General features: G+C 72.5%; 20 protein-coding genes. 8 read left to right on the forward strand and 12 right to left on the reverse strand.

Going from position 1 to position 22,121, the window contains the following annotated elements; translation table 11 throughout:
• Positions 1–20: 20 nt before the first annotated feature.
• Positions 21–656 carry a DUF2017 domain-containing protein gene (locus OHA81_RS12610; protein ID WP_329202218.1) on the reverse strand — a complete coding sequence of 212 codons (636 nt, stop codon included), beginning with the start codon at positions 654–656 and terminating at the stop codon, positions 21–23.
• On the reverse strand, positions 653–967 hold the full coding sequence (gene clpS / locus OHA81_RS12615) for an ATP-dependent Clp protease adapter ClpS (protein WP_329195563.1): 315 nt from the start codon (positions 965–967) through the stop codon (positions 653–655). Before clpS ends, OHA81_RS12610 begins: the two co-directional genes overlap by 4 nt.
• An 80-nt stretch (positions 968–1,047) precedes the next feature.
• On the opposite strand from clpS, the gene OHA81_RS12620 reads away from it, so the two are divergent.
• Both OHA81_RS12620 and OHA81_RS12625 read left to right on the forward strand, forming a co-directional pair.
• The gene (locus OHA81_RS12620; protein ID WP_329195565.1) at positions 1,048–2,376 is read left to right on the forward strand and encodes a nicotinate phosphoribosyltransferase; all 1,329 of its coding nucleotides are present in this window, start codon (positions 1,048–1,050) and stop codon (positions 2,374–2,376) included.
• 141 nt (positions 2,377–2,517) lie between these two features.
• Positions 2,518–3,120 carry a nicotinamidase gene (locus OHA81_RS12625; protein ID WP_329195567.1) on the forward strand — a complete coding sequence of 201 codons (603 nt, stop codon included), beginning with the start codon at positions 2,518–2,520 and terminating at the stop codon, positions 3,118–3,120.
• A 6-nt stretch (positions 3,121–3,126) separates the two neighbouring features.
• Here OHA81_RS12625 and OHA81_RS12630 read toward each other — a convergent pair whose 3' ends face one another.
• Positions 3,127–3,432, reverse strand: coding sequence for a hypothetical protein (locus OHA81_RS12630; protein ID WP_190182641.1), 306 nt, complete (start codon positions 3,430–3,432; stop codon positions 3,127–3,129).
• A gap of 113 nt (positions 3,433–3,545) precedes the next feature.
• Entirely contained in the window at positions 3,546–5,957 is a 2,412-nt protein-coding gene (locus OHA81_RS12635) for an immune inhibitor A domain-containing protein (RefSeq protein WP_329195570.1), read from the reverse strand.
• Positions 5,958–6,427: 470 nt separating this feature from the next.
• On the opposite strand from OHA81_RS12635, the gene OHA81_RS12640 reads away from it, so the two are divergent.
• Positions 6,428–6,727: a hypothetical protein gene (locus OHA81_RS12640; protein WP_329195572.1), complete on the forward strand. Its 300-nt coding sequence runs from the start codon at positions 6,428–6,430 to the stop codon at positions 6,725–6,727.
• A gap of 78 nt (positions 6,728–6,805) precedes the next feature.
• Here OHA81_RS12640 and OHA81_RS12645 read toward each other — a convergent pair whose 3' ends face one another.
• The gene (locus OHA81_RS12645) at positions 6,806–7,531 is read right to left on the reverse strand and encodes an RDD family protein (RefSeq protein WP_329195574.1); all 726 of its coding nucleotides are present in this window, start codon (positions 7,529–7,531) and stop codon (positions 6,806–6,808) included.
• Between the two features lie 121 nt (positions 7,532–7,652).
• Positions 7,653–8,930: an RDD family protein gene (locus tag OHA81_RS12650; protein ID WP_329195576.1), complete on the reverse strand. Its 1,278-nt coding sequence runs from the start codon at positions 8,928–8,930 to the stop codon at positions 7,653–7,655.
• A gap of 270 nt (positions 8,931–9,200) precedes the next feature.
• Between OHA81_RS12650 and OHA81_RS12655 the strand changes: the two genes are divergently transcribed.
• Complete coding sequence (locus tag OHA81_RS12655; RefSeq protein WP_329195578.1) at positions 9,201–9,683, forward strand: SsgA family sporulation/cell division regulator; 483 nt, start codon at positions 9,201–9,203, stop codon at positions 9,681–9,683.
• An 8-nt stretch (positions 9,684–9,691) separates the two neighbouring features.
• Here OHA81_RS12655 and OHA81_RS12660 read toward each other — a convergent pair whose 3' ends face one another.
• On the reverse strand, positions 9,692–11,098 hold the full coding sequence (locus OHA81_RS12660) for an FAD-binding oxidoreductase (protein WP_329195580.1): 1,407 nt from the start codon (positions 11,096–11,098) through the stop codon (positions 9,692–9,694).
• 96 nt (positions 11,099–11,194) lie between these two features.
• On the opposite strand from OHA81_RS12660, the gene OHA81_RS12665 reads away from it, so the two are divergent.
• Positions 11,195–12,703, forward strand: coding sequence for a hypothetical protein (locus tag OHA81_RS12665; RefSeq protein WP_329195582.1), 1,509 nt, complete (start codon positions 11,195–11,197; stop codon positions 12,701–12,703).
• 264 nt (positions 12,704–12,967) lie between these two features.
• On the opposite strand, the gene hppD is transcribed toward OHA81_RS12665, so the two are convergent.
• Positions 12,968–14,122, reverse strand: a complete 1,155-nt coding sequence (hppD, locus tag OHA81_RS12670; protein WP_136214419.1) for a 4-hydroxyphenylpyruvate dioxygenase — start codon at positions 14,120–14,122, stop codon at positions 12,968–12,970.
• A 133-nt stretch (positions 14,123–14,255) separates the two neighbouring features.
• Here hppD and OHA81_RS12675 point away from each other — a divergent pair, with 133 nt between their 5' ends.
• The 3 genes from OHA81_RS12675 (at position 14,256) to OHA81_RS12685 (ending at position 16,796) form a co-directional block, all read left to right on the forward strand.
• The gene (locus OHA81_RS12675; RefSeq protein ID WP_329195585.1) at positions 14,256–14,726 is read left to right on the forward strand and encodes an Lrp/AsnC family transcriptional regulator; all 471 of its coding nucleotides are present in this window, start codon (positions 14,256–14,258) and stop codon (positions 14,724–14,726) included.
• Positions 14,727–14,844: 118 nt separating this feature from the next.
• Complete coding sequence (locus tag OHA81_RS12680; protein WP_329195587.1) at positions 14,845–15,447, forward strand: ArsR/SmtB family transcription factor; 603 nt, start codon at positions 14,845–14,847, stop codon at positions 15,445–15,447.
• A complete protein-coding gene (locus OHA81_RS12685) occupies positions 15,444–16,796 on the forward strand; it encodes an MFS transporter (protein ID WP_329195589.1) in 1,353 nt (450 codons plus the stop codon). The genes OHA81_RS12680 and OHA81_RS12685 overlap by 4 nt, the downstream gene beginning before the upstream one ends.
• Here the strand turns inward: OHA81_RS12685 and OHA81_RS12690 are convergent.
• The 4 genes from OHA81_RS12690 to OHA81_RS12705 form a co-directional block, all read right to left on the reverse strand.
• A complete protein-coding gene (locus OHA81_RS12690) occupies positions 16,726–17,523 on the reverse strand; it encodes a S16 family serine protease (protein WP_329195592.1) in 798 nt (265 codons plus the stop codon). The genes OHA81_RS12685 and OHA81_RS12690 overlap by 71 nt on opposite strands.
• A gap of 101 nt (positions 17,524–17,624) precedes the next feature.
• A complete protein-coding gene (locus OHA81_RS12695; RefSeq protein ID WP_329195594.1) occupies positions 17,625–18,266 on the reverse strand; it encodes an IclR family transcriptional regulator in 642 nt (213 codons plus the stop codon).
• 292 nt (positions 18,267–18,558) lie between these two features.
• Entirely contained in the window at positions 18,559–20,343 is a 1,785-nt protein-coding gene (locus OHA81_RS12700) for a DEAD/DEAH box helicase (protein WP_329195596.1), read from the reverse strand.
• A 279-nt stretch (positions 20,344–20,622) separates the two neighbouring features.
• Entirely contained in the window at positions 20,623–22,083 is a 1,461-nt protein-coding gene (locus tag OHA81_RS12705; RefSeq protein ID WP_329195598.1) for an MFS transporter, read from the reverse strand.
• Positions 22,084–22,121 lie beyond the last annotated feature (38 nt).

Raw genomic sequence — 22,121 nt, forward strand, 5'->3', positions numbered from 1 at the left:
CCACCGGGCGAGAGGTGCGCTCAGAGGGTCTCGATCAGGCTCTCCTGGAGCCCGCCGAGCCACAGGTACGCCATCACCATCGGCTTGCGCGGATCGTCGTCCGGCAGCCGGAACAGCGCCGCGCTCTCGTCGTCCTCGGTGATCTCCAGCCGGGCGGCGATGGTCAGGCGCAGGTCGTTGAGCGCGCCGAGCCAGCGCAGCGGGAGCTCCCCGGTCAGCTCCAGTACGGCCGCGCCGTCCCCGGCCGGGGTGAGCCCGTTGAGGCTGTGGACGACGGCCAGCGCGTCCTCCCGCTTGCGGGTGCGCAGGTCGTTCTCGGTGAAGCGGCGGAACTCGGCCGAGCGGGCCCGCAGCTCCTGCGCCTCGGCGTCGGGGAGAGCGCCCTGCGGGCCGTTCCCGGAGCCGTCCCGCGCGTCCGGCCCCGCGCCGTACGCGTCGGGGAAGAGGCGGGCGAGCGCCGGGTCGGACGGGGGCTCGGTCGGGCCGTCCGAGGCGAACAGCACGGCCAGCGGGTCGGCGTCCGCCGCGGGTTCCGGTTCGCCCGGACCGATCAGCTCCAGCAGCTGCACGGCCAGGGAGCGCAGGATGGAGATCTCGATGTCGTCGAGCGCGATCGCCGCGCCGCCGCCCTTGCGGGACTCGAAGGTGCCCATCAGCCGCGGTCCTGCGACAGCGTCGCCCAGAGCCCGTAGCCGTGCATGGCCTGCACGTCCCGTTCCATCTCCTCGCGGGTGCCGCTGGACACGACCGCCCGGCCCTTGTGGTGGACGTCGAGCATCAGCCGGTTCGCCTTGTCCTTGGGGTAGCCGAAGTACGCCTGGAACACGTACGTCACGTAGCTCATGAGGTTGACCGGGTCGTTGTGCACCAGGGTCACCCACGGGACGTCGGGTTCGGGGACCGCGGAGGTCTCTTCGGCCGATTCGGTGCGTTCGATCTCAATGGGAGCAACACTCACCCGTCCCATGCTGCCACTGTGACGGGCCCGTCGCACAAACCGGCCCTACATCTCGTCACTCTGACGAGATGTGCGCTAGCATCCGTGACATGAACCCTGCGGACCTGGGCCTGCCGGTGGACGTGCCGTCGACAGCGCTCTTCACGGACCATTACGAGCTCACGATGCTCCAGGCCGCGCTGGCCAACGGCACCGCCGACCGGCGCTCGGTCTTCGAGGTCTTCACCCGGCGGCTGCCCGAGGGGCGGCGCTACGGCGTCGTGGGGGGCACCGGACGGGTACTGGACGCGGTGGAGAACTTCCGCTTCGACGGAGCCGTACTGGAGTTCCTGCGCGAGCGGGCCGTGATCGACGCGCGGACCCTGGAATGGCTGTCCTCGTACCGCTTCTCGGGCGACATCTGGGGCTACCCCGAGGGCGAGGTCTACTTCCCCGGCTCCCCCGTCCTGCGGGTCGAGGGCAGCTTCGCCGAGTGCGTACTGCTGGAGACCGTGGTCCTGTCGATCCTCAACCACGACTCGGCGATCGCCGCGGCCGCCTCCCGGATGGCGTCGGCGGCGGGCGGGCGGCCGCTGATCGAGATGGGCGCCCGGCGCACCCACGAGCTGGCGGCCGTGGCGGCCTCGCGCGCCGCGTACGTCGGCGGCTTCACCTCCACCTCGGACCTGGCGGCCGGCTTCCGCTACGGGATCCCCACGGTCGGCACCAGCGCGCACGCCTTCACCCTGGTGCACGACAGCGAGCGCGACGCCTTCACCGCGCAGGTGGCCTCGCTGGGCAGCGGCACGACCCTGCTGGTGGACACCTACGACGTCGCCGAGGCGGTACGGACGGCCGTGGAGGTCGCCGGGACGGGCCTGGGCGCGGTGCGCATCGACTCCGGGGACCTGCTGCTGGTCGCGCACCGGGTGCGCCAGCAGCTGGACGAGCTGGGGGCGACGGGGACGCGGATCGTGGTCACCTCGGACCTGGACGAGTACGCGATCGCCTCGCTGGCGGCGGCTCCGGTGGACGCGTACGGGGTCGGCACGCAGCTGGTGACGGGCAGCGGGCACCCGACCTGCTCGATGGTCTACAAGCTGGTGGCCCGGGCGGTGTCGGCGGACCCCAAGGCGCCGCTGCTGCCGGTGGCGAAGAAGTCCTCGGGCGGCAAGACCTCGCTGGGCGGCCGCAAGTGGGCGGCGCGCCGGGTCGACGCGGAGGGGGTCGCGGAGGCGGAGGTCGTGGGCGTGGGCCCGGTACCGACGGCCCTGGCGGACCGGCAGCTGCTGGTCCAGCTGGTCAAGGGCGGCGAGGTGGTGGCCCGCGAACCCCTGGAGGCGGCCCGGGAGCGCCACCTCGCGGCCCGGGCGGGCCTGCCGCTGTCCGCGACGCAGCTCTCGCGCGGCGAGGCCGTGATCCCGACGGAGTACGTCTAGGCCCCGTCCGGGGCCCGTCCGCCCGGACGGGCCCCGGCACACTCCGCCCGGCCCCCCGGCTCCGGGCCCCAGGTTCGGGAAGGGGCGGGGTGGGGGAAGAGCCCGCCCAGCGGCAACCACATCGACCTAAGGACACGCGACATGCACCGCGCACTGATCGTCGTCGACGTACAGAACGACTTCTGCGAAGGCGGCAGCCTCGCGGTCACCGGCGGGGCCGATGTCGCCGCCGCCATCACCGAGCTGATCGGGCAGGCCACGCCGGGCTACCGGCACGTCGTCGCCACGCGCGACCACCACATCGATCCCGGTCCGCACTTCGCGCACCCGCCGGCCGCGCCCGACTACGAGACCACCTGGCCGGTGCACTGCGTCGCCGGGACCGAGGGCGTCGGGTTCCACCCGAACTTCGCCCCCGCCGTGGCCTCCGGCGCCATCGCCGCCGTCTTCGACAAGGGGGCGTACGAGGCCGCCTACAGCGGGTTCGAGGGCCGGGACGAGAACGGCTCGGGCCTCGCCGACTGGCTGCGGGAGCGGGGCGTCACGGAGGTCGACGTGGTCGGCATCGCCACCGACCACTGCGTGCGGGCCACCGCCCTGGACGCGGCCCGCGAGGGCTTCCGTACACAGGTCCTGCTCGACCTCACGGCGGGCGTCGCCCCGCACACCACCGCCCGCGCCCTGGAGGACCTCCGCACGGCCGGCGTGGGCCTCACCGGCGCTCCGGTGCTCGGCGGCGCGTAGCGGGCCCTACGCGCCCCGCAGGAGGGCGCCGATCGGGTGCCACAGTTCCTGGGCGCGGTCCGGGGTGCAGCGCCACAGGAGGCCGTCCGGGTGGTGGAGGACGGCGGTGACCTCATCGGGGGTGGGCGGATGGGCGTTGCCCCGCAGGTAGACGGCGCGCATGCCGAGGTTCCGCAGCCTGGTCAGGGCGCGGGCCCGGTTCGCGGCGTGGACGAGCACGCGGACGTTCCCGTCCTCGCCGGACGGCCTGGGCAGCATGAGCGCGACCACCACGCTGCCGCCAGGCAGTCTGACGAAACCTCCACCGGGCATGATCTTCAGCTCCCCCGTCAATAAGACAACTTCCGACCCGCATCTAAACGCGATCGGCCGCCGCCCGCTAGAGGGCGACGGCCGATCATGCTTTGACCTGCGGTTTTACCGAACTACTTCACGGCGCGACCGACCTCGACCGTCATCTGGAGACCGTCGTACGGCTCCTTGGCGATCTTGATCTTGGTGTTGGTGTCAGTGGTCTTCACCGAACCGGTCGGGTTCTCGTCGTAGAAGTACTTGCCCTTGTGGTCGTCGAAGACGAGGTTCGCGGGCTTCGGCTTGAGGAACAGCGCCTCGCCGTTCTTGTGCAGGGTGAAGGCGTCCGTCGAGTACGCGCTGAACGTCGCGTCGTACGGCTGGATCTTGTTCCGCAGCAGGGTGCCGTCCGCCCACTTCATCGGCTTGGCGTTGGCGTCGATCGGCAGGATCAGACCCGAGCCGGGGTGCTGGCTCGTGTTGTTGTCCTTCTGGGAGGTGTCCCAGAGCCAGATCAGCAGACCGTCCTGGTAGGGGTAGTGCTCCACCCAGTTCGGCTTGGTGTTGGCGAAGCCGAAGTTGTACGGGCCGACCTTGAGGGTCGAGTCGTACGAGACGTAGCGACGGTTCTCCGCCAGGTAGTACTGCGCGTACTCCTTGGTGAAGCCGGCGCCGACCCGCGAGAAGCCCTTGCCGGTCCAGCCGTTGTCGCCGTTCTCGGCGCCGTCGGTGAACAGGGTGGAGCCGTCCGCGGTGATGTTGATCGCGTCGGCGGTGAAGCCCTTGCCGCCGGCGCCGCCGTCCGTCTGGTAGCGGAAACGGAGGTCGACCTTCTTGCCCGCGTAGGCGTCCAGCGGGAAGTTCAGCTGCTTCCAGGCACCGGAGGCGCCGGTCAGCGAGGGGGCGCCGGAGGCGTCGACCGGGAGGGCCGCGCCGTCGGCGGTGCCGGCGAGGGCGGTCCAGGTGGCGCCGCCGTCCGTGGACACCTCGGTGTACAGGAAGTCGTAGTCCTGCTCGATGTCCCACCAGCTCTTGAGGGACAGGGCGGCGGAGGACTTGCCGGTCAGGTCGACCGAGCGGGTCAGGGTGTTCTTGAGGTCGTCACCCATGTTGCTCCACCACTGCGAGGAGCCCTCGGCGGGAGCGACGATGTCCGTCTTGACCTGCTTCTTCGGCAGATCGACGAGCAGGGCCTGCTTGTCCTTGGTGTTGTACGCGGAAACGCCCAGCTTGTGGGTGGAGTTCGTCGCGGCCTTGGCCTTGTCGAAGTTCAGCCAGCCCAGCTGCAGCTTGCTCCAGGCGTCCATGTCGCCCGGGAGGTTGCCTATGGACTCCTTGCCGTCGCCGAGCCAGGAGCCCGCCGACATCAGGGACCAGAAGCCGACGCTGTTGTCGCCGCCGCCGGAGGTGTCGTAGAGGTCCGGCAGACCGAGGTCGTGGCCGTACTCGTGCGCGAAGACGCCGAGGCCGCCGTTCTCCGGCTGCATCGTGTAGTCGCCGACCCAGATGCCGGTGTCGCCGATCTGCGTGCCGCCGGCCTTGTTGTTCGCCGGGCCGGTCTTGCCGACGTCGGTGCCGTAGGCGTACCAGCGGTGCGCCCACAGGGCGCTGGTGCCCTGCACGCCGCCGCCGGCCGACTCGTCCTCGCCCGCGTGGACGATCTGGAAGTGGTCGATGTAGCCGTCGGGCTCGTTGAAGTTGCCGTCGCCGTCGTAGTCGTTGCGGTCCCACTGGTCGTACTGCGCCAGGGTCGCCTTGATCTCGGCGTCGGTCTTGCCGGCCTTCTTCTGGGCGTCGACCCAGGCGTTGACGCCGTCCTTGACGGTGTCCCAGACGTTGGAGCAGTTCGTCTGGCCGCAGTAGTTCGAGCCGTAACGGGCCTCGTTGTACGGGATCTTGACCCAGTCGGCGACCTGGCCGTCGACGGAGTAGCGGCCCGAGGAGGTCTTCTCGTAGTAGGTCTTCAGCGAGTTCTTGCCCTGGCCGGTACCGAAGTACAGGTCCTGGAAGTAGTCGCGGCTGAAGTCCTTGCGCCAGGCCGTGCTGTTGTTCGTCGCGCGGTCGGGCTGCGCGATCGTGTTGTGCGCCGGGCCCGGGGTGCCGCCGTACTTAGGAGCCGGGGGCTTGGGGCCGTTGGGGCCGTCCGGGTCGAACATGGTCGTGTTGTCGACCTGGTCGCCGAACTCGACGAGGATCGTGAAGATCTTGTCGGTCTTCTCGCGGCCCAGCTCGACGTACTTCTTGTCGTCCAGCTTGACGACCTTGGAGGCCCCGCGCTGCTCGACTGCCTTCTTGCCGCTCAGCACCTGGTCGACGGCAGCTTCGCGGGCCTGCGCCTGCTGCTTGCTGAACGGGCCGGGCAGGTCGTGCTGGACCTGCTCCTTGTTCGGAGCACTCGGGTCCTGGCGTTCCGCTGCGGGCGCGTTGCCCCGACCCTGGTCGGCCTGTGCCGTGGTGAAGAAGGCGCCCGAGGCCGCGGTGGCGGCCAGCGTCACGGCGATGGCCGCGGTGCGCAGCGTGCGCCTTCTCGTGGAGTTGCCGGTCACTTGATGTCGTTCCCCTCCCGCGGCCGCAGCGTTGGTCGGAACGTCTCCAAAGGAGTGGGGGGTTCCGCGCGGCGCGCGTCTCAAGTGACGACATTTGACCGGAGAGAAGGGAGAAAAGACAGACCTTGACTTGTTCCTTACAACTGCACTATGCGGGCAGCCGGTTCCGCTATTCGGACGTTCGTCACCAGTCGGGGCGAAGGGGAGGTTCCCGCCCCCTGGAGGAACGGCGGCGGACTGACGGAGGAACACCGCAGGGGCAGCGGGAGAACTGCCGGAGAAGTGGCGGGGAAACGCCGGAGGATGCACGGTCCATGACGCCGTGCGCCCCCCGTGCTCCCGCGCGGGGCAGCCGTTCGGTTAGGGCACGCTTACTGACGGTTCCGCTCGGGCATGCCCCGTCGTAGAGTCTCTTGCCGCGCGACGAGTTGAGCCGACTCTCCCTCACCGCCTTGAGGACGGATACCGCCATGCCGCGTCCGACTGCCGCACAGCTCGCCTACGGGTCCGCCACCGTCATCGTGTCGACGATCGCCATGCTGCTGCTGTCGCAGACGAGCACGGGGATCGGCATCGCGGTCATCTCCGCGGCCGCGCTCGCCCTCGGGCTCCTCGTCGCGCTCACCGTGCCGATCCCGCGCCGGCGCGGCCGGCACGCCGCCGGGCGTTCCGGTGCGCTGCCGCAGGACTCCGTCGTCCCCGTCGAGGTCCGCTCGGGAGCGCGGGTGCCCGAGCCGAGGGCCGCGTCCGAACACCCCGTGCACCACTGACGCGTACGCGTACGACGGTGCGGGCGGCCGGTCCCCAGGGGACGGCCGCCCGCACCGCATGCATGGCGGGACGCGGACTCAAGTGGTGCGGACCACCACGGTCTTCGCCACCTTGTCGTGCAGACCCTGTCTGTACGGCTTGTCGATCAGCATCGAAATGATCAGCGCGAGCGGCCACAGGCAGAAGCAGCAGATCAGGGTCGGCACCCACAGCACCGCGCCACGGCTGAGCGCGGCGCCGGAGGGCGGCACGCTGCCGTCGTTGAGCATCGCGACGCGCAGGCCCAGCGCCCGCTTCCCGATCGTCTGGCCGTTCCTCTTGGTGAACCACCAGTCGTAGCCGACGTACGCGATGATCGAGATCAGCGTCCAGAGCAGCCCGGAGCCGTTGTACGACTTGGTGATGACCTCGGTGACGTCCTCGCCCTTGTCCGTGTCGACGGCGTACCGCCGCGCACCGAACGGCAACTGGATGAGGAACAGCGGGACCGCGACGATGATCAGGTCGATGATCCGCGCGCCGAGCCGCTTGCCGAAGTCCGCGAGCGGGGGCATGCCGGCGAGCGGGTCCGGCATCCCGTACGGGCCCCCGGCGCCGCCGCTGCCGTTGTACGGGCCCGGCGGGGGCGGGTAGCCCCCGCCTCCGCCGGGTCCGCCGGGGGGCGGGGGCGGCGGGTACCCGCCCGCGCCGGGCGGCGGCGAACCGTACGGCGAACCGCCCGACGGGGGCGTCGGCTCCTGGGGCCTCTTGCGGAACGGGTCGTCCTCGGGCGGCTGCTCCGGCGGCGGCTGATCGGTGCTCATGGCCCGAGTCGACCCCGCGCGCGCGAGCCCCGCAACGGGACGGCGTCCGTTCGGGGGTGGTGCTCCGCCCAGGGGGTGTCTTCCGGATCAGGCCGGCCCGGCACGATCCGGAAGACACCCCCTAGCGGGCTACGTAGGTCTTCGCCGCCTTGTCGTGCCATGCCTGGCGGCGGGGCCGGTCGACCAGGCACCAGAGGCTGCCCGGGACGCCGAGGACCGCGTACACCAGCCAGCGGCCCAGGGCCGCGCCGAAGGTGGGCGGGCGCCGGGTGGCGGTGGCCAGGACGCGGACGCCGAGCAGCTTCTTGCCCGGGGTGCGGCCCCAGCGGGCGGTGGGGGCGACCTCGTAGAGGATCCCGAAGAGCAGGACGGCGGCGAGTACCAATGCCAGGTAGCCGGTGACGGTGGCGTCGAGCAGCCAGACGGTGGTGTGCCGGCCGATCCCGCGGGCCGCGTCGATCTTGGCCTCGATGTGGGCCGTCGCCCGGGGGACGAGGGGCAGGGCGGCCCCCGTCGCGACGGCTGCGAGTACGAGGGAGTCCAGGAGGCGGGCCAGGGCGCGGCGGACCAGCCCGGCGGGGCGGACGGCCCGCTCGGCCATGCGCTCGAAGACGGCGTGCGCGGTGGGGAGCGGGGCGGGGGCGGGAGGTTGCGGGGCGGGGGCCTGCGGGACCGCGGCCTGCGGGGCGGGGTCGTGCCGGGCGGCGGCGGGCGCGGGCCGCAGGGGGCCGGGGGCCGGCCTGGGCGCGGTCACCACCGGACGGGGCCGGGCCGGGTCCGGACGGGGCGCCTTGACCGCCTCGGGCCACGAGGAGGTGACCCCGGACGGCGCATCACCGCCTCCGGGAGCCGCGGGCCAGGCGGGAGCCGGTGCGGGGGCGCCGGGCGCGACGGGCGCGGCGGGCGCAGGGGCAGCGGCGGCTACGGCGGCGGCCACCACCGGTGACCGGGCCGACAGGATGCCCACCGCCTCCGCCGGGGCCTGCGCGGGAAACCGGTCCACGGGCGGCGCGGCGACCGCCGCCCGGGCGGGCGGCGCGCCGGCCGGCTCCTCGGCGTGGCCCCAGGACACCCGCACGTCGCGCGGGCCGCCGAAGCCGGCCTGGTGCGCGGGGTCCGCCTGCCACGCCGCCGCCTCGGCCACGGCGGCGGCCACCGGCTCGCGCTCCGGCTCGTACTCCGGCTCGTGCTCAGGCTCCGCATCCGGGTCCGGCAGCGTCTCGGTCGCGGACGTCTCGTCCGGGAAGCCCGGGCCCGCCCCGTCCGCGGGCGTGGCCGGCCTGCTCGTACCCGGCACCCAGGCAGAGCCGTTCCAGTACCGGACGTACCCGGGGATGGAGGGATCGGGGTAGTAGCCCTCGCGGGCCGCGTGCTCGCCGTCACCAGGGGAGGCCGTCAATGTCCCCAACTCCGATCGTGGCTTGAGGCTGTGAAGGGCAGGACCATAGCGAAGAACCTCCCTCCGACCGGTCCGGTAACGGGAGAATCCAAGCCTTCGAGCGAATCCTTTCCCCGGCCGCCTCTTTTCGGTCATCCGACAGATTTCGGCCAATCTGCGCCCCACCGCGCGAAGTCGCGTCATACCCCGGCACACAGGGGCTCTCTCCGGACGCGGGGCACGACCGGCCCCGCGCACCGCACGCGAGATCCGCTGAGAAGTGAGGCCGTCATGCACCACCACCCCGTCATCGAGCGCGAGCTGGAACTCAAGCTGGTCATGTCCCCCGAGCGCAGCATCCCCGTCCCCGCCAGGCTGCTCTACCTGACGGACGACCCGTACGCCGTGCACATCACCTTCCACGCCGGCTCCAGCGTCCCGGTGAACTGGACCTTCGCGCGCGAGCTGCTGGTCGAGGGGGTGTTCCGCCCGTGCGGTCACGGAGACGTCCGGATCTGGCCCACGAAGTCCGACAACCGGCCGGTGCTGTGCATGGCGCTCAGCTCGCCCGACGGCGACGCCCTGTTGCAGGCCCCCGCCACCGCCGTGTCCGCCTGGCTGGAGCGGACCCTGCGCGTGGTCCCGCCGGGGACGGAGGCCGAGCGGCTCGGCCTGGACGCGGCGCTGGCGGAGCTGCTCACGCCGACCCCGGCGGACGACCTGTGGCTGCGGGACCCCTGGCCCTCGGACGAGTCACCGGACGGGGACTCGTGAGGGCTCCGTCAGAACAGCTTGCCGGGGTTCAGCAGCCCCAGCGGGTCGAAGGCGCGCTTCACGTTGCGCTGCACCTCCAGCCCCACCGGCCCCAGCTCACGGGCGAGCCACTCCTTCTTGAGGACGCCGACCCCGTGCTCGCCGGTGATGGTGCCGCCCAACGACAGCCCGAGCGCCATGATGGCGTCGAAGGACGCGCGGGCCCGGCGCGTCTCGTCCTCGTCGGCCGGGTCGAAGCAGACCACCGGGTGGGTGTTGCCGTCGCCCGCGTGCGCGCACACCCCGATGAGCAGGTCGTGCGTACGGGCGATCCCGGCGGTCCCGTCGAGCATCTCGGCGAGCCGCGAGCGCGGGACGCACACGTCGTCGATCATCGTCGCGGGCCGCAGGGTCTCCAGTGCGGTCAGCGACATCCGCCGGGCCTGGAGCAGCAGCTCCGATTCCGCCTCGTCCTCGGCCGGTACGACGGCCGTGGCTCCCGCGGCCGTGCACAGTTCGCCGACGGCGGCGAGGTCGTCGGGCGCGTGCGGGGTGTCGAAGGCGGCGAGCAGCAGCGCCTCGGTGGTCTCGGGCAGGCCCATCTTGCCGAGGGCGTTGACGGCCCTGATGGTCGTACGGTCCATCAGTTCCAGCAGCGAGGGTGTCAGACCGGCCTCCATGACGGCGCACACGGCCTCGCAGGCGGCCGCGGCCGAGGGGAACTCGGCGGCGAGCGCGAGCTGCCGGGGCGGCGCGGGACGCAGCGCGAGTACGGCCTGGACGACGATGCCGAGGCTGCCCTCGGAGCCGACGAACAGGCGGGTGAGGTCGTACCCGGCGACGCCCTTGGCGGTGCGCCGGCCGGTGCGCAGCAGCCGCCCGTCGGCGAGGACCACGTCGAGGCCGAGGACGTATTCGGCGGTGACCCCGTACTTGACGCAGCACAGGCCGCCGGACGCGGTGCCGATGTTGCCGCCGATGGTGCACTGTTCCCAGCTGGAGGGGTCGGGCGGGTAGTACAGGCCCTGTGCGGCGACGGCGCGCGAGAGGACGGCGTTGACCACACCGGGCTCGACGACGGCGATCCGGTCGACGGCGCTGACCTCCAGGATCCGGTCCATCTTCACCAGGGAGAGCACGATGCAGCCCTCGGAGGCGTTGGCACCGCCGGACAGGCCCGTACGGGCGCCTTGGGGGACGACGGGGACACGCAGTGCGGTCGCGGTGCGCATGACGTGCTGCACCTGCTCGACGGTCCGGGGCAGGACGACGGCGGCCGGTCTGCCGGCGGCGCAGAAGCTCGCCATGTCGGCGGCGTAGGAGGCGGTCACCTGGGGGTCGGTCAGGACCGCTTCGGCCGGCAGTCCTTCGAGGAGCGCTTCGTGGAGCGCTGCGAGGACGTCCGCGCCGGGTGAGGTGGAGAGGTCATCATCCATGGGGTCAGCGTGGCAGCTGGGGCCATAGGTGTGAACACGGACGCGACCTTCTTCGGACACCCCGGCGTACTCTTCATATTGACGCACAGTGAGCGCATGGACCGTATCGACTACGCATCGGAGCAGGCCGGGCCGGCCGTGACGTTCACCGGCCGCAAGACGCTCGTGGCGGCCGCGGTCGCGGTGGTCCTGATCGTCGGGGCCCTGGTGATCAGGCCGGCGAGGACCGGGGACGACGCCCGCCCGCCGGGGCCCGGTGAACGGGCGGTGGCGGCGATGGGCCTGGGCGCACCGGCGGCCGCGGTGGACCTGACGGCGCTGGTCACGGACCGGGAGAAGTGGCTCGCGGGGCACCCCCGCGACGACGCGTCGTGGGCGGTGCTCGGCTCGGCGTACCTGGAGCAGGCGCGGCGCACGGCCGCCCCGGACTGGTTCCCGAAGGCGGAGGGGGCGCTGAAACGGTCGCTGGAGCTGCGGCCCGCGGAGAAGGGCAACCTCGACGCGATGACGGGCATGGGCGCGCTGGCCAACGCCCGGCGCGACTTCGGGACGGCGAAGAAGTGGGGGGAGCTCGTACGGGCACAGTCGCCGCGGCGCTGGACGGCGTACCCGGTGCTCGTGGACGCGTACTCCGGGCTCGGCGACTACAAGGCCGCGCAGAAGGCGCTGGAGCGGCTGGACGAACTGCACTCGGGGCTGGCGGCGTACGTCAAGGCCTCCGAGGTGTACCGGGACCGCGGCTGGCGCGAGGACGCGGTGATGGCGATGGAGCACGCGGCCGGGGTGGCGAAGGCCCCGGCGGAGAAGGCGTACGCGCTGTTCCGGCTCGGGGAGCTGTCCTGGGAGCGGGGCGACGCGGAGGAGGCGCTGGGCCAGTACGAGGCGGCGCTGCGGACGGACCCGGCGCAGGCGCAGGCGCTGGGCGGCCGGGCGCGGGCGCTGGCCTCGCTGGGGCGGGGCGGGGAGGCGGTCCGGGACTACCGGATGGCGCTGGGGCGGGCGGCGGTACCGCGGTTGCAGCTGGAGCTGGGCGAGCTGCTGGAGTCGCTGGGGCGGGCGGAGGAGGCGCGGGCGCCGTACGAGGCGCTGGGGGCGCTGGCGGGGCTGGAGGGGGCACAGCCGGTGAACGAGAACGTGGTGCTCGGGCTGTACGAGGCCGACCACCGCGATCCGGAGGCGGCGGTGCGCAGGCTCACGCAGGAGTGGGGGCGGCACAAGAGCATGGAGGTCGCCGACGCGCTGGGGTGGGCGCTGCACAGGACGGGCGACGACGCGATGGCGCTGGAGTACGCGAAGAAGGCGACGGAACCGGGGCTGCGGAGCGCGGAGTTCGCCTTCCACCGGGCGATGATCGAGCGCGGTCTGGGCGACGAGGCGGGGGCGCGGCGGCACTTGCAGGAGGCCCTGCGGACGAACCCGGGCTTCTCACCGGTGCGGGGACCATTGGCGAAGGAGGCCCTGGCCGCCCTGGCCCAGCCCCCGCCGGGCGGCCCGGAGAACATGCAGCCGGCCACCCCCTGGGTCGCCCCGGACCTCCCGAAGGCCGCCCCGAAGCCGGGCCCCAAGCCGGCGCAGCCGGCACCGAAGCCCTCCGCGACGACCTGAGACCCCGGGCACGCCATCCGGCCCCGCCGGGGCCGGCTGCGATGCAGGCCCGGCAAACCCGGCCCCGCCGGCGATCGAGGCGCGGGGTGCGGGGCGGAGCCCCGCGGAGCCCGGCGCAGCCGGGGCCGCGACGCGGGGTGCGGGCGGTGCGGGGTGCGGGCGGCGCGGGGTGCGGGCGGTGCCGTACGGCCCCACCGCACGCCCCGGCCCCGCCGCCCCCGAAGGGCCGGCGGGGCCGGGGCCACACGTCGGCGCGACCGCAACCTACAGGTTGCCCCGCTTCTCCTGCTCCCGCTCGATCGCCTCGAACAGCGCCTTGAAGTTGCCCTTGCCGAAGCCCATCGACCCGTGCCGCTCGATGATCTCGAAGAACACCGTCGGCCGGTCCTGCACCGGCTTCGTGAAGATCTGCAGCAGGTACCCGTCCTCGTCGCGGTCGACGAGGATCTTGAGCTCGCGCAGCGTCTCCACCGGCACCCGCGTCTCGCCGGCCCACTCGCCGAGCGTGTCGTAGTACGAGTCCGGGGTGTCCAGGAACTGCACGCCCGCCGCCCGCATGGACCGCACCGTCGCCACGATGTCGTTCGACGCCAGCGCGATGTGCTGGACGCCCGCACCGCCGTAGAACTCCAGGTACTCGTCGATCTGCGACTTCTTCTTCGCGATCGCCGGCTCGTTGATCGGGAACTTCACCTTGAGGGTGCCGTCCGCGACCACCTTCGACATCAGCGCCGAGTACTCGGTGGCGATGTCGTCGCCCACGAACTCCTTCATGTTCGTGAAGCCCATGACCTTGTTGTAGAACGCCACCCACTCGTTCATCCGGCCCAGCTCGACGTTGCCCACGCAGTGGTCGATCGCCTGGAAGGTCCGCTTGGCCGGCGGCTCGACCATCGGGTCGACGGCGACGAAGCCCGGCAGGTAGGGGCCGGAGTACTCCTTGCGCTCCACCAGCGTGTGGCGGGTCTGCCCGTACGTCGCGATCGCGGCGAGCACGACCGTGCCGTGCTCGTCCTTGACCTCGTACGGCTCGTCCAGCCCGCGCGCGCCGTGCTCGACGGCGTACGCGTACGCCGCACGGGCGTCCGGGACCTCGATCGCGAGGTCGATCACGCCGTCGCCGTGCTCGGCGACGTGCTCGGCGAGGAAGCGGCCGTGGTCCGTGGCCGCCTTGATGACGGAGGTCAGGACGAAGCGGGCGGAGCCGTTCGTCAGGACGTAGCTGGCCGTCTCGCGGACGCCGTTCTCCGGTCCGGAGTAGGCGACCAGCTTCATGCCGAACGCGGTGGAGTAGTAGTGCGCGGCCTGCTTGGCGTTGCCCACGGCGAAGACGACGGCGTCCATGCCCTTCACCGGGAAGGGGTCTGCCTCGCGCGCGGTGGCCGGGGTGGTTTCGAGGTTCGCCAAAGACTCAGTCATGAGCGCAGAGTCCCGCCGATCCACAAGCTGCGCAATAGTTTCCCTTTCCGCTGTACAGATTGACCAGCCGGGGCGGAGGATGACTGAGAGATCTGTGCAGGATGACCACCAGCCGAGCGGTCCGGAGGCGGCCATGGGAATCGACGAACTGGACGGGCGCCTGATCGTGCTGCTGGCGCGCGAACCCCGGATCGGGGTGCTGGAGGCGTCCCGTCGGCTCGGCGTGGCGCGCGGCACGGTCCAGGCGCGCCTGGACCGGCTCCAGTCGAACGGGGTCATCCGCGGTTTCGGCCCGCAGGTCGACCCGGCGGCGCTGGGGTACCCGGTGACCGCGTTCGCCACGCTGGAGATCAAGCAGGGGCAGGGCGCCGACGTACGGGCCCACCTGGACGGCGTGCCGGAGGTGCTGGAGCTGCACACGACGACCGGCCAGGGGGACATGCTGTGCCGGCTGGTCGCCCGCTCCAACGCCGACCTGCAACGGGTGATCGACCGGGTGGTCGGCTTCGAGGGGATCGTGCGGGCGTCGACGGCGATCGTCATGGAGAACCCCGTCCCCCTGCGGATCATCCCTCTGGTGGAGCAGGCGGCCGCGGACGACTGACGGGCGGACGAACCGACGGGCCCTGCTCGCGACGAGCCCTGTCCACGACGGGAGTTGACCACGAGCGAGTTGCAAAGAAACCCTTGCATAGGAATCTTTGCAACTCTACTGTGGGGTCGTGCCCGAGACACCGGAAGTCCCCCAGCCCCAGCTCCGCACCCTCGACGCCCGCTCGCTGCGCGGGCTCGCCCACCCGCTGCGCATGCGCCTGCTGGCCGCGCTGCGCCACGAGGGACCCGCCACCGCCTCACAACTGGCCGAACGGCTCGGCGAGTCCAGCGGCGCCACCAGCTACCACCTGCGCCAGCTCGCCGCCTACGGGTTCGTCGAGGACGCGCCCGGGCACGGCAAGGGCCGCGAGCGGTGGTGGAAGGCCTCCCACGACGGCACGCGGTTCGACGAGTCGCTGCTCTACGACGACGACCCGGCAACCCGCGGCGCGGCGGACTTCTTCCTGCAGCAGATCGCGACGACCCACGCGCAGGAGGTCAACTCCTGGCTCGCCAAGGCCGACACGTGGCCGGCCGAGTGGCGGCGCGGCTCCGACCTCAGCGACTTCACGCTGCACCTGACGGCCGAACAGGCCCTGGAGCTGATCCACAAGATGCACGACCTGGTCAACAGCTACCGCGACCTGCCGCCCGCGGAGGGCCGTCAGCCGGTCCGCATCCACACGCACACCTTCCCGCGTGAAGGCGACCACACCCGGCGCACGGCATGAGCAGGCGCCCCTTCGCGGCGGTACTGGCCGCCAACACGATCTCCATAGCCGGGAGTTCCCTCACCCTCATCGGCGTTCCGTGGTTCGTGCTCCAGACCACGGGCAGCGCCGGCCGGGCCGGGGTCGTCGCCTTCTGCGCCACGCTGCCCGTCGTCGTGGCGGCCCTCGTCGGCGGCCCCGTCATCGACCGGATCGGGAGGCGGCGGGTCTCCGCCGTCTCCGACCTGGTCTGCGCCCTGTCCGTGGCCGCGATCCCGCTGCTGCACTACGCGGGGATGCTGGAGTTCTGGATGCTGTGCGCCCTGATGGCCCTCGGCGGCCTCGTGCACACCCCGGGCCTGACCGCCCGCGGCGTCCTGCTCCCGGACCTCGCCGAGCACGCCGGGACCACCCTCGCCCGCGCGGCCAGCCTCTACGACGGGGTTTCGCGCGGGGCCCGCATGATCGGGGCCGCGCTGGCCGGGGTACTGATCGCCGCGTTCGGGACCGAGTCCATCCTGCTGGTGGACGCCGCCACCTTCGGCGCGTCGGCGCTGCTGGTCACCGCGTTCCTGCGCGGGGTCCCGGCGGCCGAACCGCACCGCGCCGCAGGGAGGATCTCCTTCGCGGGCTACCGGGCCGAGCTCGCCGAAGGCTGGGCCTTCCTGACCCGGTCGCGGCTGCTGCTCGTCATCACCGCGATGGTGATGACGACCAACGGCCTGGACCAGGGCTGGTCTTCGGTGCTGCTGCCCGTGCACGGCAGCGAGGCCCTCGGCGGCCCCGCCGCGCTCGGCCTGATGGTGTCCCTCTTCGGCGGCTGCGCGCTGCTCGGCGCCCTGCTGTACGGGGCGTGGGGCCAGCGGCTGAACCGCAGGACGGTGTTCGCGGTGGCGTTCCTGCTGTGCGGGGCGCCCCGGTACGTGGTGGCCGCCCTCACCGGTACCCCGCTGCCGCTCGCGGTGACGATGGCCCTGTCCGGACTCGGGGCGGGCATGCTCAACCCGATCCTGTCCACGGTCGTCTACGAGCACGTGCCGGACGCGCTGCGCAGCCGGGTCGCCGGGGTGAGCACGGCCGGCTGCGAGCTGACGATGCCGCTGGGCGGTCTCGCGGCGGGCCTGCTGGTCGGCGGGTTCGGCGCCACCACGGCGCTCCTCGCCTTCGGCGGCGTCTACCTGCTGGCGACGCTGAGCCCCCTGGTGTTCCCGGCCTGGCGCGGCATGGACGGCCCGCCGGCGCGGGCCGGCCGGCCGTCACCCGCCGGCCCGCAGGTACAGGCCGGCCGGACCGGGTCCGTCAGCAGGACGGAACCTGCTCCCCCCGGTTCAGCGCACGAAGGGCGTCCACCGCACCCGTCAGCGAAGTGACGGGGATCAGCCGGAGCCCCTCGGGGAGTTCGGAGCGGGCGTCGGAGCACTCGGCCTTCGGGACGAGGAACACGCTCGCCCCGTCCCGTCTTGCCGCCTGCGTCTTGAGTGCGACGCCGCCGACCGCGCCGACCTCACCCCCGGCGGTGATGGTCCCCGTACCGGCGATGACACGCCCTCCGGTCAGGTCGCCGCCGCTGCCGTCGCCGTCGAGCTTGTCGACGATGCCGAGGGAGAACAGCAGCCCGGCGCTGGGGCCGCCGACGTCGGCGAGGTTGAGTTCGGCCTTCACCGTCGCGGGGTCCTTGTGCAGGAACCCGAGGGCGGCCTGGGAGGCGGTCGACTGGGACTTGGCCATTTCCTCCAGGTTGTGCGCCTCGATCTCCTTGTCGCTTCCGCCGGACGGGTAGACGGACTCCCGGGGCATGACGGCCCGGGTGCTGTCGAACCACCGGGCGAGGAGTTCGGGCAGCCGCACCGTCGAGGAGGGGCCGGTGGCCTGGATGGTGGTCATCCGCAGCTGGCCCTTGGTCTCGCGGGTCGGGGCGCCCGTGACGGCGATGACGGGCTTGCCGTCGCGGGCACCGAGCACGTCGGCGGTGAGCCCTGGCTGGGCGATCACGAAGGGCAGCGGCGCGAAGGCCGCCGCGGCGAACAGCCCGAGCACGGGCAGGGCGCAGACGGCCAGGGCGGCGGGACGCGGCAGACGTGTGAGGCGAGAGAGCACCCGGTCAATCTATCGGGCCGGTGCGGGCGGCACGGAGCGCCTGCCCGGGCGCATGCCGCAGCCGCGCCCCGGCGGACCGGGACGCGGAGGCCGGGCGGCCCTCAGCGCAGGGCGTCGGCGACCTCGCGGGCCGCGTCGACCACGCGCGGGCCCACCCGCTCGGGCACGGCGTCGGCCAGCATGACGACTCCGACGCTGCCCTCCAGCCCGGTGATCCCGACGAGGGGCGCGGCGGCACCGCTGGCGCCCGCTTCCAGTTCGCCGTGGGTCAGGGTGTACCCGGGGTCGGTGAGCGAGCCCTGACGGGCGGCCAGGATGGCCCGGCCTGCGGCCCCGCGGTCCAGCGGGTGGCGGAAGCCGGCCCGGTAGGCCACGTGGTAGTCGGTCCAGGTCGGCTCGACGACCGCCACCGCGAGCGCCTCGGTGCCGTCGACGAGGGTCAGGTGCGCGGTCGCCCCGATGTCCTCGGCGAGGGAGCGCAGCGCGGGCAGGGCCGCCTCGCGGACGAGCGGGTGGACCTGGCGCCCCAGCCGGAGCACGCCGAGCCCGACCCGGGCCCGGCCGCCGAGGTCACGGCGGACCAGGGCGTGCTGTTCGAGCGTGGCGAGCAGACGGTAGACGACGGTGCGGTTGACACCGAGACGGTTGGAGAGCTCGGTGACGGTCAGACCGTGGTCGGTGTCCGCGAGCAGCTTGAGAACTCTGAGCCCTCGGTCGAGGGTCTGGGAGGTTTCCGCAGTCACGACGCCTCTCCCTCTTTCACTGGGCGGCGGTGACTCTCGCGGGGTGGAGCGCTGCCGGTCCCTCGGCGACGCACGGAGAGGCCGCCGGTTGCGGCCATGGCATGGCTCCGGCTGCGCTCCCGCGGCGGCGCTGCCACGGGGCGTTCGTTTCGGGGACAGTAGCGAGCAGGTCCGCTCAGCGGAAGGCCTCGTCCAGAATCCGGGCGCCTACCGCCGGTTTGTTCCGTTTTTTTCTGACGCGTGTGTCAATTCGTGATGCCCCGGTACACGAAAGTGCTTTATCAGCGCCGGGTCACCGCATCCGGGTGGCCCACTCCTGCACCTTCTTGATGCGCTCCCGCAGCTGACCCGCCGTCGCCTCGGCGCTCGGCGGCCCGCCGCACACCCGGCGCAGCTCCGTGTGGATCACCCCGTGCGGTTTGCCGCTCTGGTGGACGTACGCGCCGACCATCGTATTGAGCGACTTGCGCAGCTCCAGCAGTTCCTTGTGCGAAACCACCGGACGCCGGTCGGCGGGCAGCTCCAGCAGGTCCGCGTCCGCGTCCGGCTTGCGCCGGCTGTGCGCGATCTGCCGCGACTGCCGCTTCTGGAGCAGCATCTGCACCTGGTCGGGCTCCAGCAGTCCGGGGATGCCGAGGTAGTCCTGCTCCTCCTCGCTGCCGGGGTGGGCCTGCATGCCGAATTCGGCACCGTCGTAGAGCACCCGGTCGAAGACGGCGTCGGACTCCAGCGCCTCGAAGGACATCTGCTCGTCCTCGCCGGTGTCCTCGTCCTCCAGTTTGTTCGCCTCGTCCATTTCCTTCTCGGACTCGGCATAAGGGTCTTCCTCGCCCTTTTTCTTCGGTTTGTCGAGAACGTGGTCCCGCTCGACTTCCATCTCATTGGCGAATCCGAGCAGGTACGGAATCGTCGGAAGGAACACGGAAGCGGTCTCGCCGCGCCTGCGCGAACGCACGAAACGCCCGACGGCCTGCGCGAAGAACAGCGGGGTCGAAATGGTGGTGGCGTACACCCCGACCGCCAGGCGCGGTACGTCGACGCCTTCGGACACCATCCGGACCGCGACCATCCAGCGGTCGTCGCCCGCGCTGAAATCGTCGATCCGCTTCGACGCCCCGGTGTCGTCGGACAGCACGACGGTCGGCTTGGTCCCGGTGATCTCCCGGATCAGCTTGGCGTACGCGCGCGCCGAGTCCTGGTCGGAGGCGATGACGAGACCACCCGCGTCCGGGATGCCCTTCCTGACCTCCGTCAGCCGCTGGTCGGCGGCGCGCAGCACGTTCGGCATCCAGTCGCCGCGCGGGTCCAGCGCGGTGCGCCAGGCCTGCGAGACGGCGTCCTTGGTCATCGGCTCGCCGAGGCGCGCGGCGATCTCGTCGCCCGCCTTGGTGCGCCAGCGCATGTTGCCGCTGTAGGAGAGGAAGATGACCGGCCGGACCACGCCGTCGCCGAGCGCGTTCCCGTACCCGTAGGTGTAGTCGGCGGAGGACCGCCGGATGCCGTCGTTGCCCTCCTCGTACGTCACGAACGGGATCGGGTTGGTGTCGGACCGGAAGGGCGTACCGGTCAGCGCGAGCCGGCGGGTGGCCGGGTCGAACGCCTCCAGGCACGCCTCGCCCCAGGACTTGGAGTCGCCCGCGTGGTGGATCTCGTCGAGGATCACGAGGGTCTTGCGCTGCTCGCACCGGTTGCGGTGCAGCATCGGGCGTACGCCGACACCGGCGTAGGTGACGGCGACGCCGTGGTAGTCCTTGCTCAGCGGCCCTGCGGAGTACTCCGGGTCGAGCCGGATGCCTATCCGGGCGGCGGCCTCGGCCCACTGCTTCTTGAGGTGCTCGGTCGGTGCGACGACGGTCACCTGCTGGACGACGTGGTGGTGCAGCAGCCAGGAGGCCAGCGTCAGCGCGAAGGTGGTCTTGCCCGCGCCGGGGGTCGCGACGGCGAGGAAGTCGCGCGGCTGGGTCTCCAGGTATCGGCCCAGCGCACTCTCCTGCCAGGCACGCAGCTTGCTGGCGGTACCCCACGGCGCACGGCCGGGGAAGGCGGGTGAGAGGTGGTGGGAGGCGGTAGTAGTCACGGTCTCCGGTTCGTCGCTCTCGGCAGTCGTACGTAGGACAACCGGGCCACCCTACCGGTGCGGGCCCGCCCCCCGGAGAGGGACAGGCCCGCGACCTCGCCGGGTGCGGCGAGCGTCACACGCCGAGTCGGCCGGCGGACCTCGGCGACCGCGCCGCGGTCCCGGGGACGTCGCGGGACCCCTGGCACACGTCGGGCACGAAGCGCCGGCAGTACGTCAGGGGCGGCCTCGGGTGGTACGTCAGGGGCGGCCTCGGGTAGTGCGTCAGGCCGGCCGGTGTCATGCGCCTTCCGGCACCGGGTCCAGCCGGGTGGCGACCCACGCCCCGACCAGCGCCACGACGGCCATCGGCAGGAAGACGGCCACGAAGGCGGCGGGGTGCGAGACGGTCACCCCGCCCGCGAGGTCGTGCCCGGCCCCCACCGCTCCCCCGCCCAGCGCGGCGAACGCCGCCCCGCCCGCCGCCAGCAGCACCACGTTCGCCAGCCCGTCGGAGATCTGCAGCGCGGCGGAGTTGGCGCCGGCCTCCTCGGGCGGGGACAGCCTCATCAACAGCACGCCCGTCGGGCCGATGACCAGGCCCATCCCGAAGCACCCCAGGCCCCAGGCCAGCGCCGGCGTCCACACCGGGACCCACGGGACCAGCACGGCCGGCGCCGTCGCGATGGCCACTGCCACCATCACCATCCCGGCCACCATCAGCCGCTCCCGGTACGGCTCCACCCGCCCCTTGGACTGCACCCACGACCCGACCGCCCACGTCAGCCCGCCCAGCGCCAGCGAGAACCCGGCCATCGTCGGGCTCAGCCCCCGCTGGGTGACCAGCATCAGCGGTACGAAGCTCTCCGCCGCGATGAACGCCCCCGCCGCGACCCCGCGCAGCAGCACCACCGCAGGCAGCCCGCGCCGCGCCCGGTACGTCCCGCGCGGCAACAACCCCAGCACCGCCGGCACCAGCAGGGCCGCGCCCGCCGCGCCCGGCAGCAGCGACAGCCACCGCAGGTCCTGGGCGGCGTACTGGAGCAGGCCCGCGCCCGTCGAGATCCCGAGCGCGAGCCGGATCCGGCGGCGGTCGAACGGCTCGGGGCCGTCCGCCGTCCGCACGGGGCCGCCCGCGGTCCGGCGGATCGCCGGCAGGGCCACGACCAGCGGTACGACGACCAGCGCGGGAATCGCCAGGAACACCCAGCGCCACCCGAGCCGCTCGGTCACCGTGCCGGCCGCCAGCGGGCCCACGATCGACGGCACGACCCAGCTCGCGGCGAAGGCGGCCATGATGGCGGGCCGCAGCCGCTCCTCGTAGGCCCGGCTGACGACGACGTACAGGGCGACGATCACCAGCCCGCCCCCGAGCCCCTGCACCGCTCGCCCGATCAGGAACACCCCCATCACGCCGGCGGTCCCCGACACCACCAGCCCGGCGGCGAAGGCCCCGATCCCGACGGCGAGCGGCCGCAGCGGACCCTGCAGGTCGGCCCACTGGCCGGCCAGCACCATGCCGAAGAGGCTGGTCGTGAAGTAGGCGGAGAAGGCGAAGGCGTAGAGCCCGACCCCGTCCAGCTCGCGTGCGGCGACCGGCATCGCCGTGCCCACGGCGGTCGCCTCGAAGGCGATCAGGAAGATGACGGAGACCATCCCGATGCTCAGCGCCCGGTACGGCGGCGCGAGCACCCCGCCCTCGGGCTCCGGGGGAACGGCGGCACCTGCCTTCTGCGACACACGGGGTTTCAGGACGCTCATCGCCCCAGAGTAAGGCGCGTCCCCGGCTCTCGCCCCTG

The organism is Streptomyces sp. NBC_00667 (assembly GCF_036226825.1).
GTDB lineage: Bacteria > Actinomycetota > Actinomycetes > Streptomycetales > Streptomycetaceae > Streptomyces.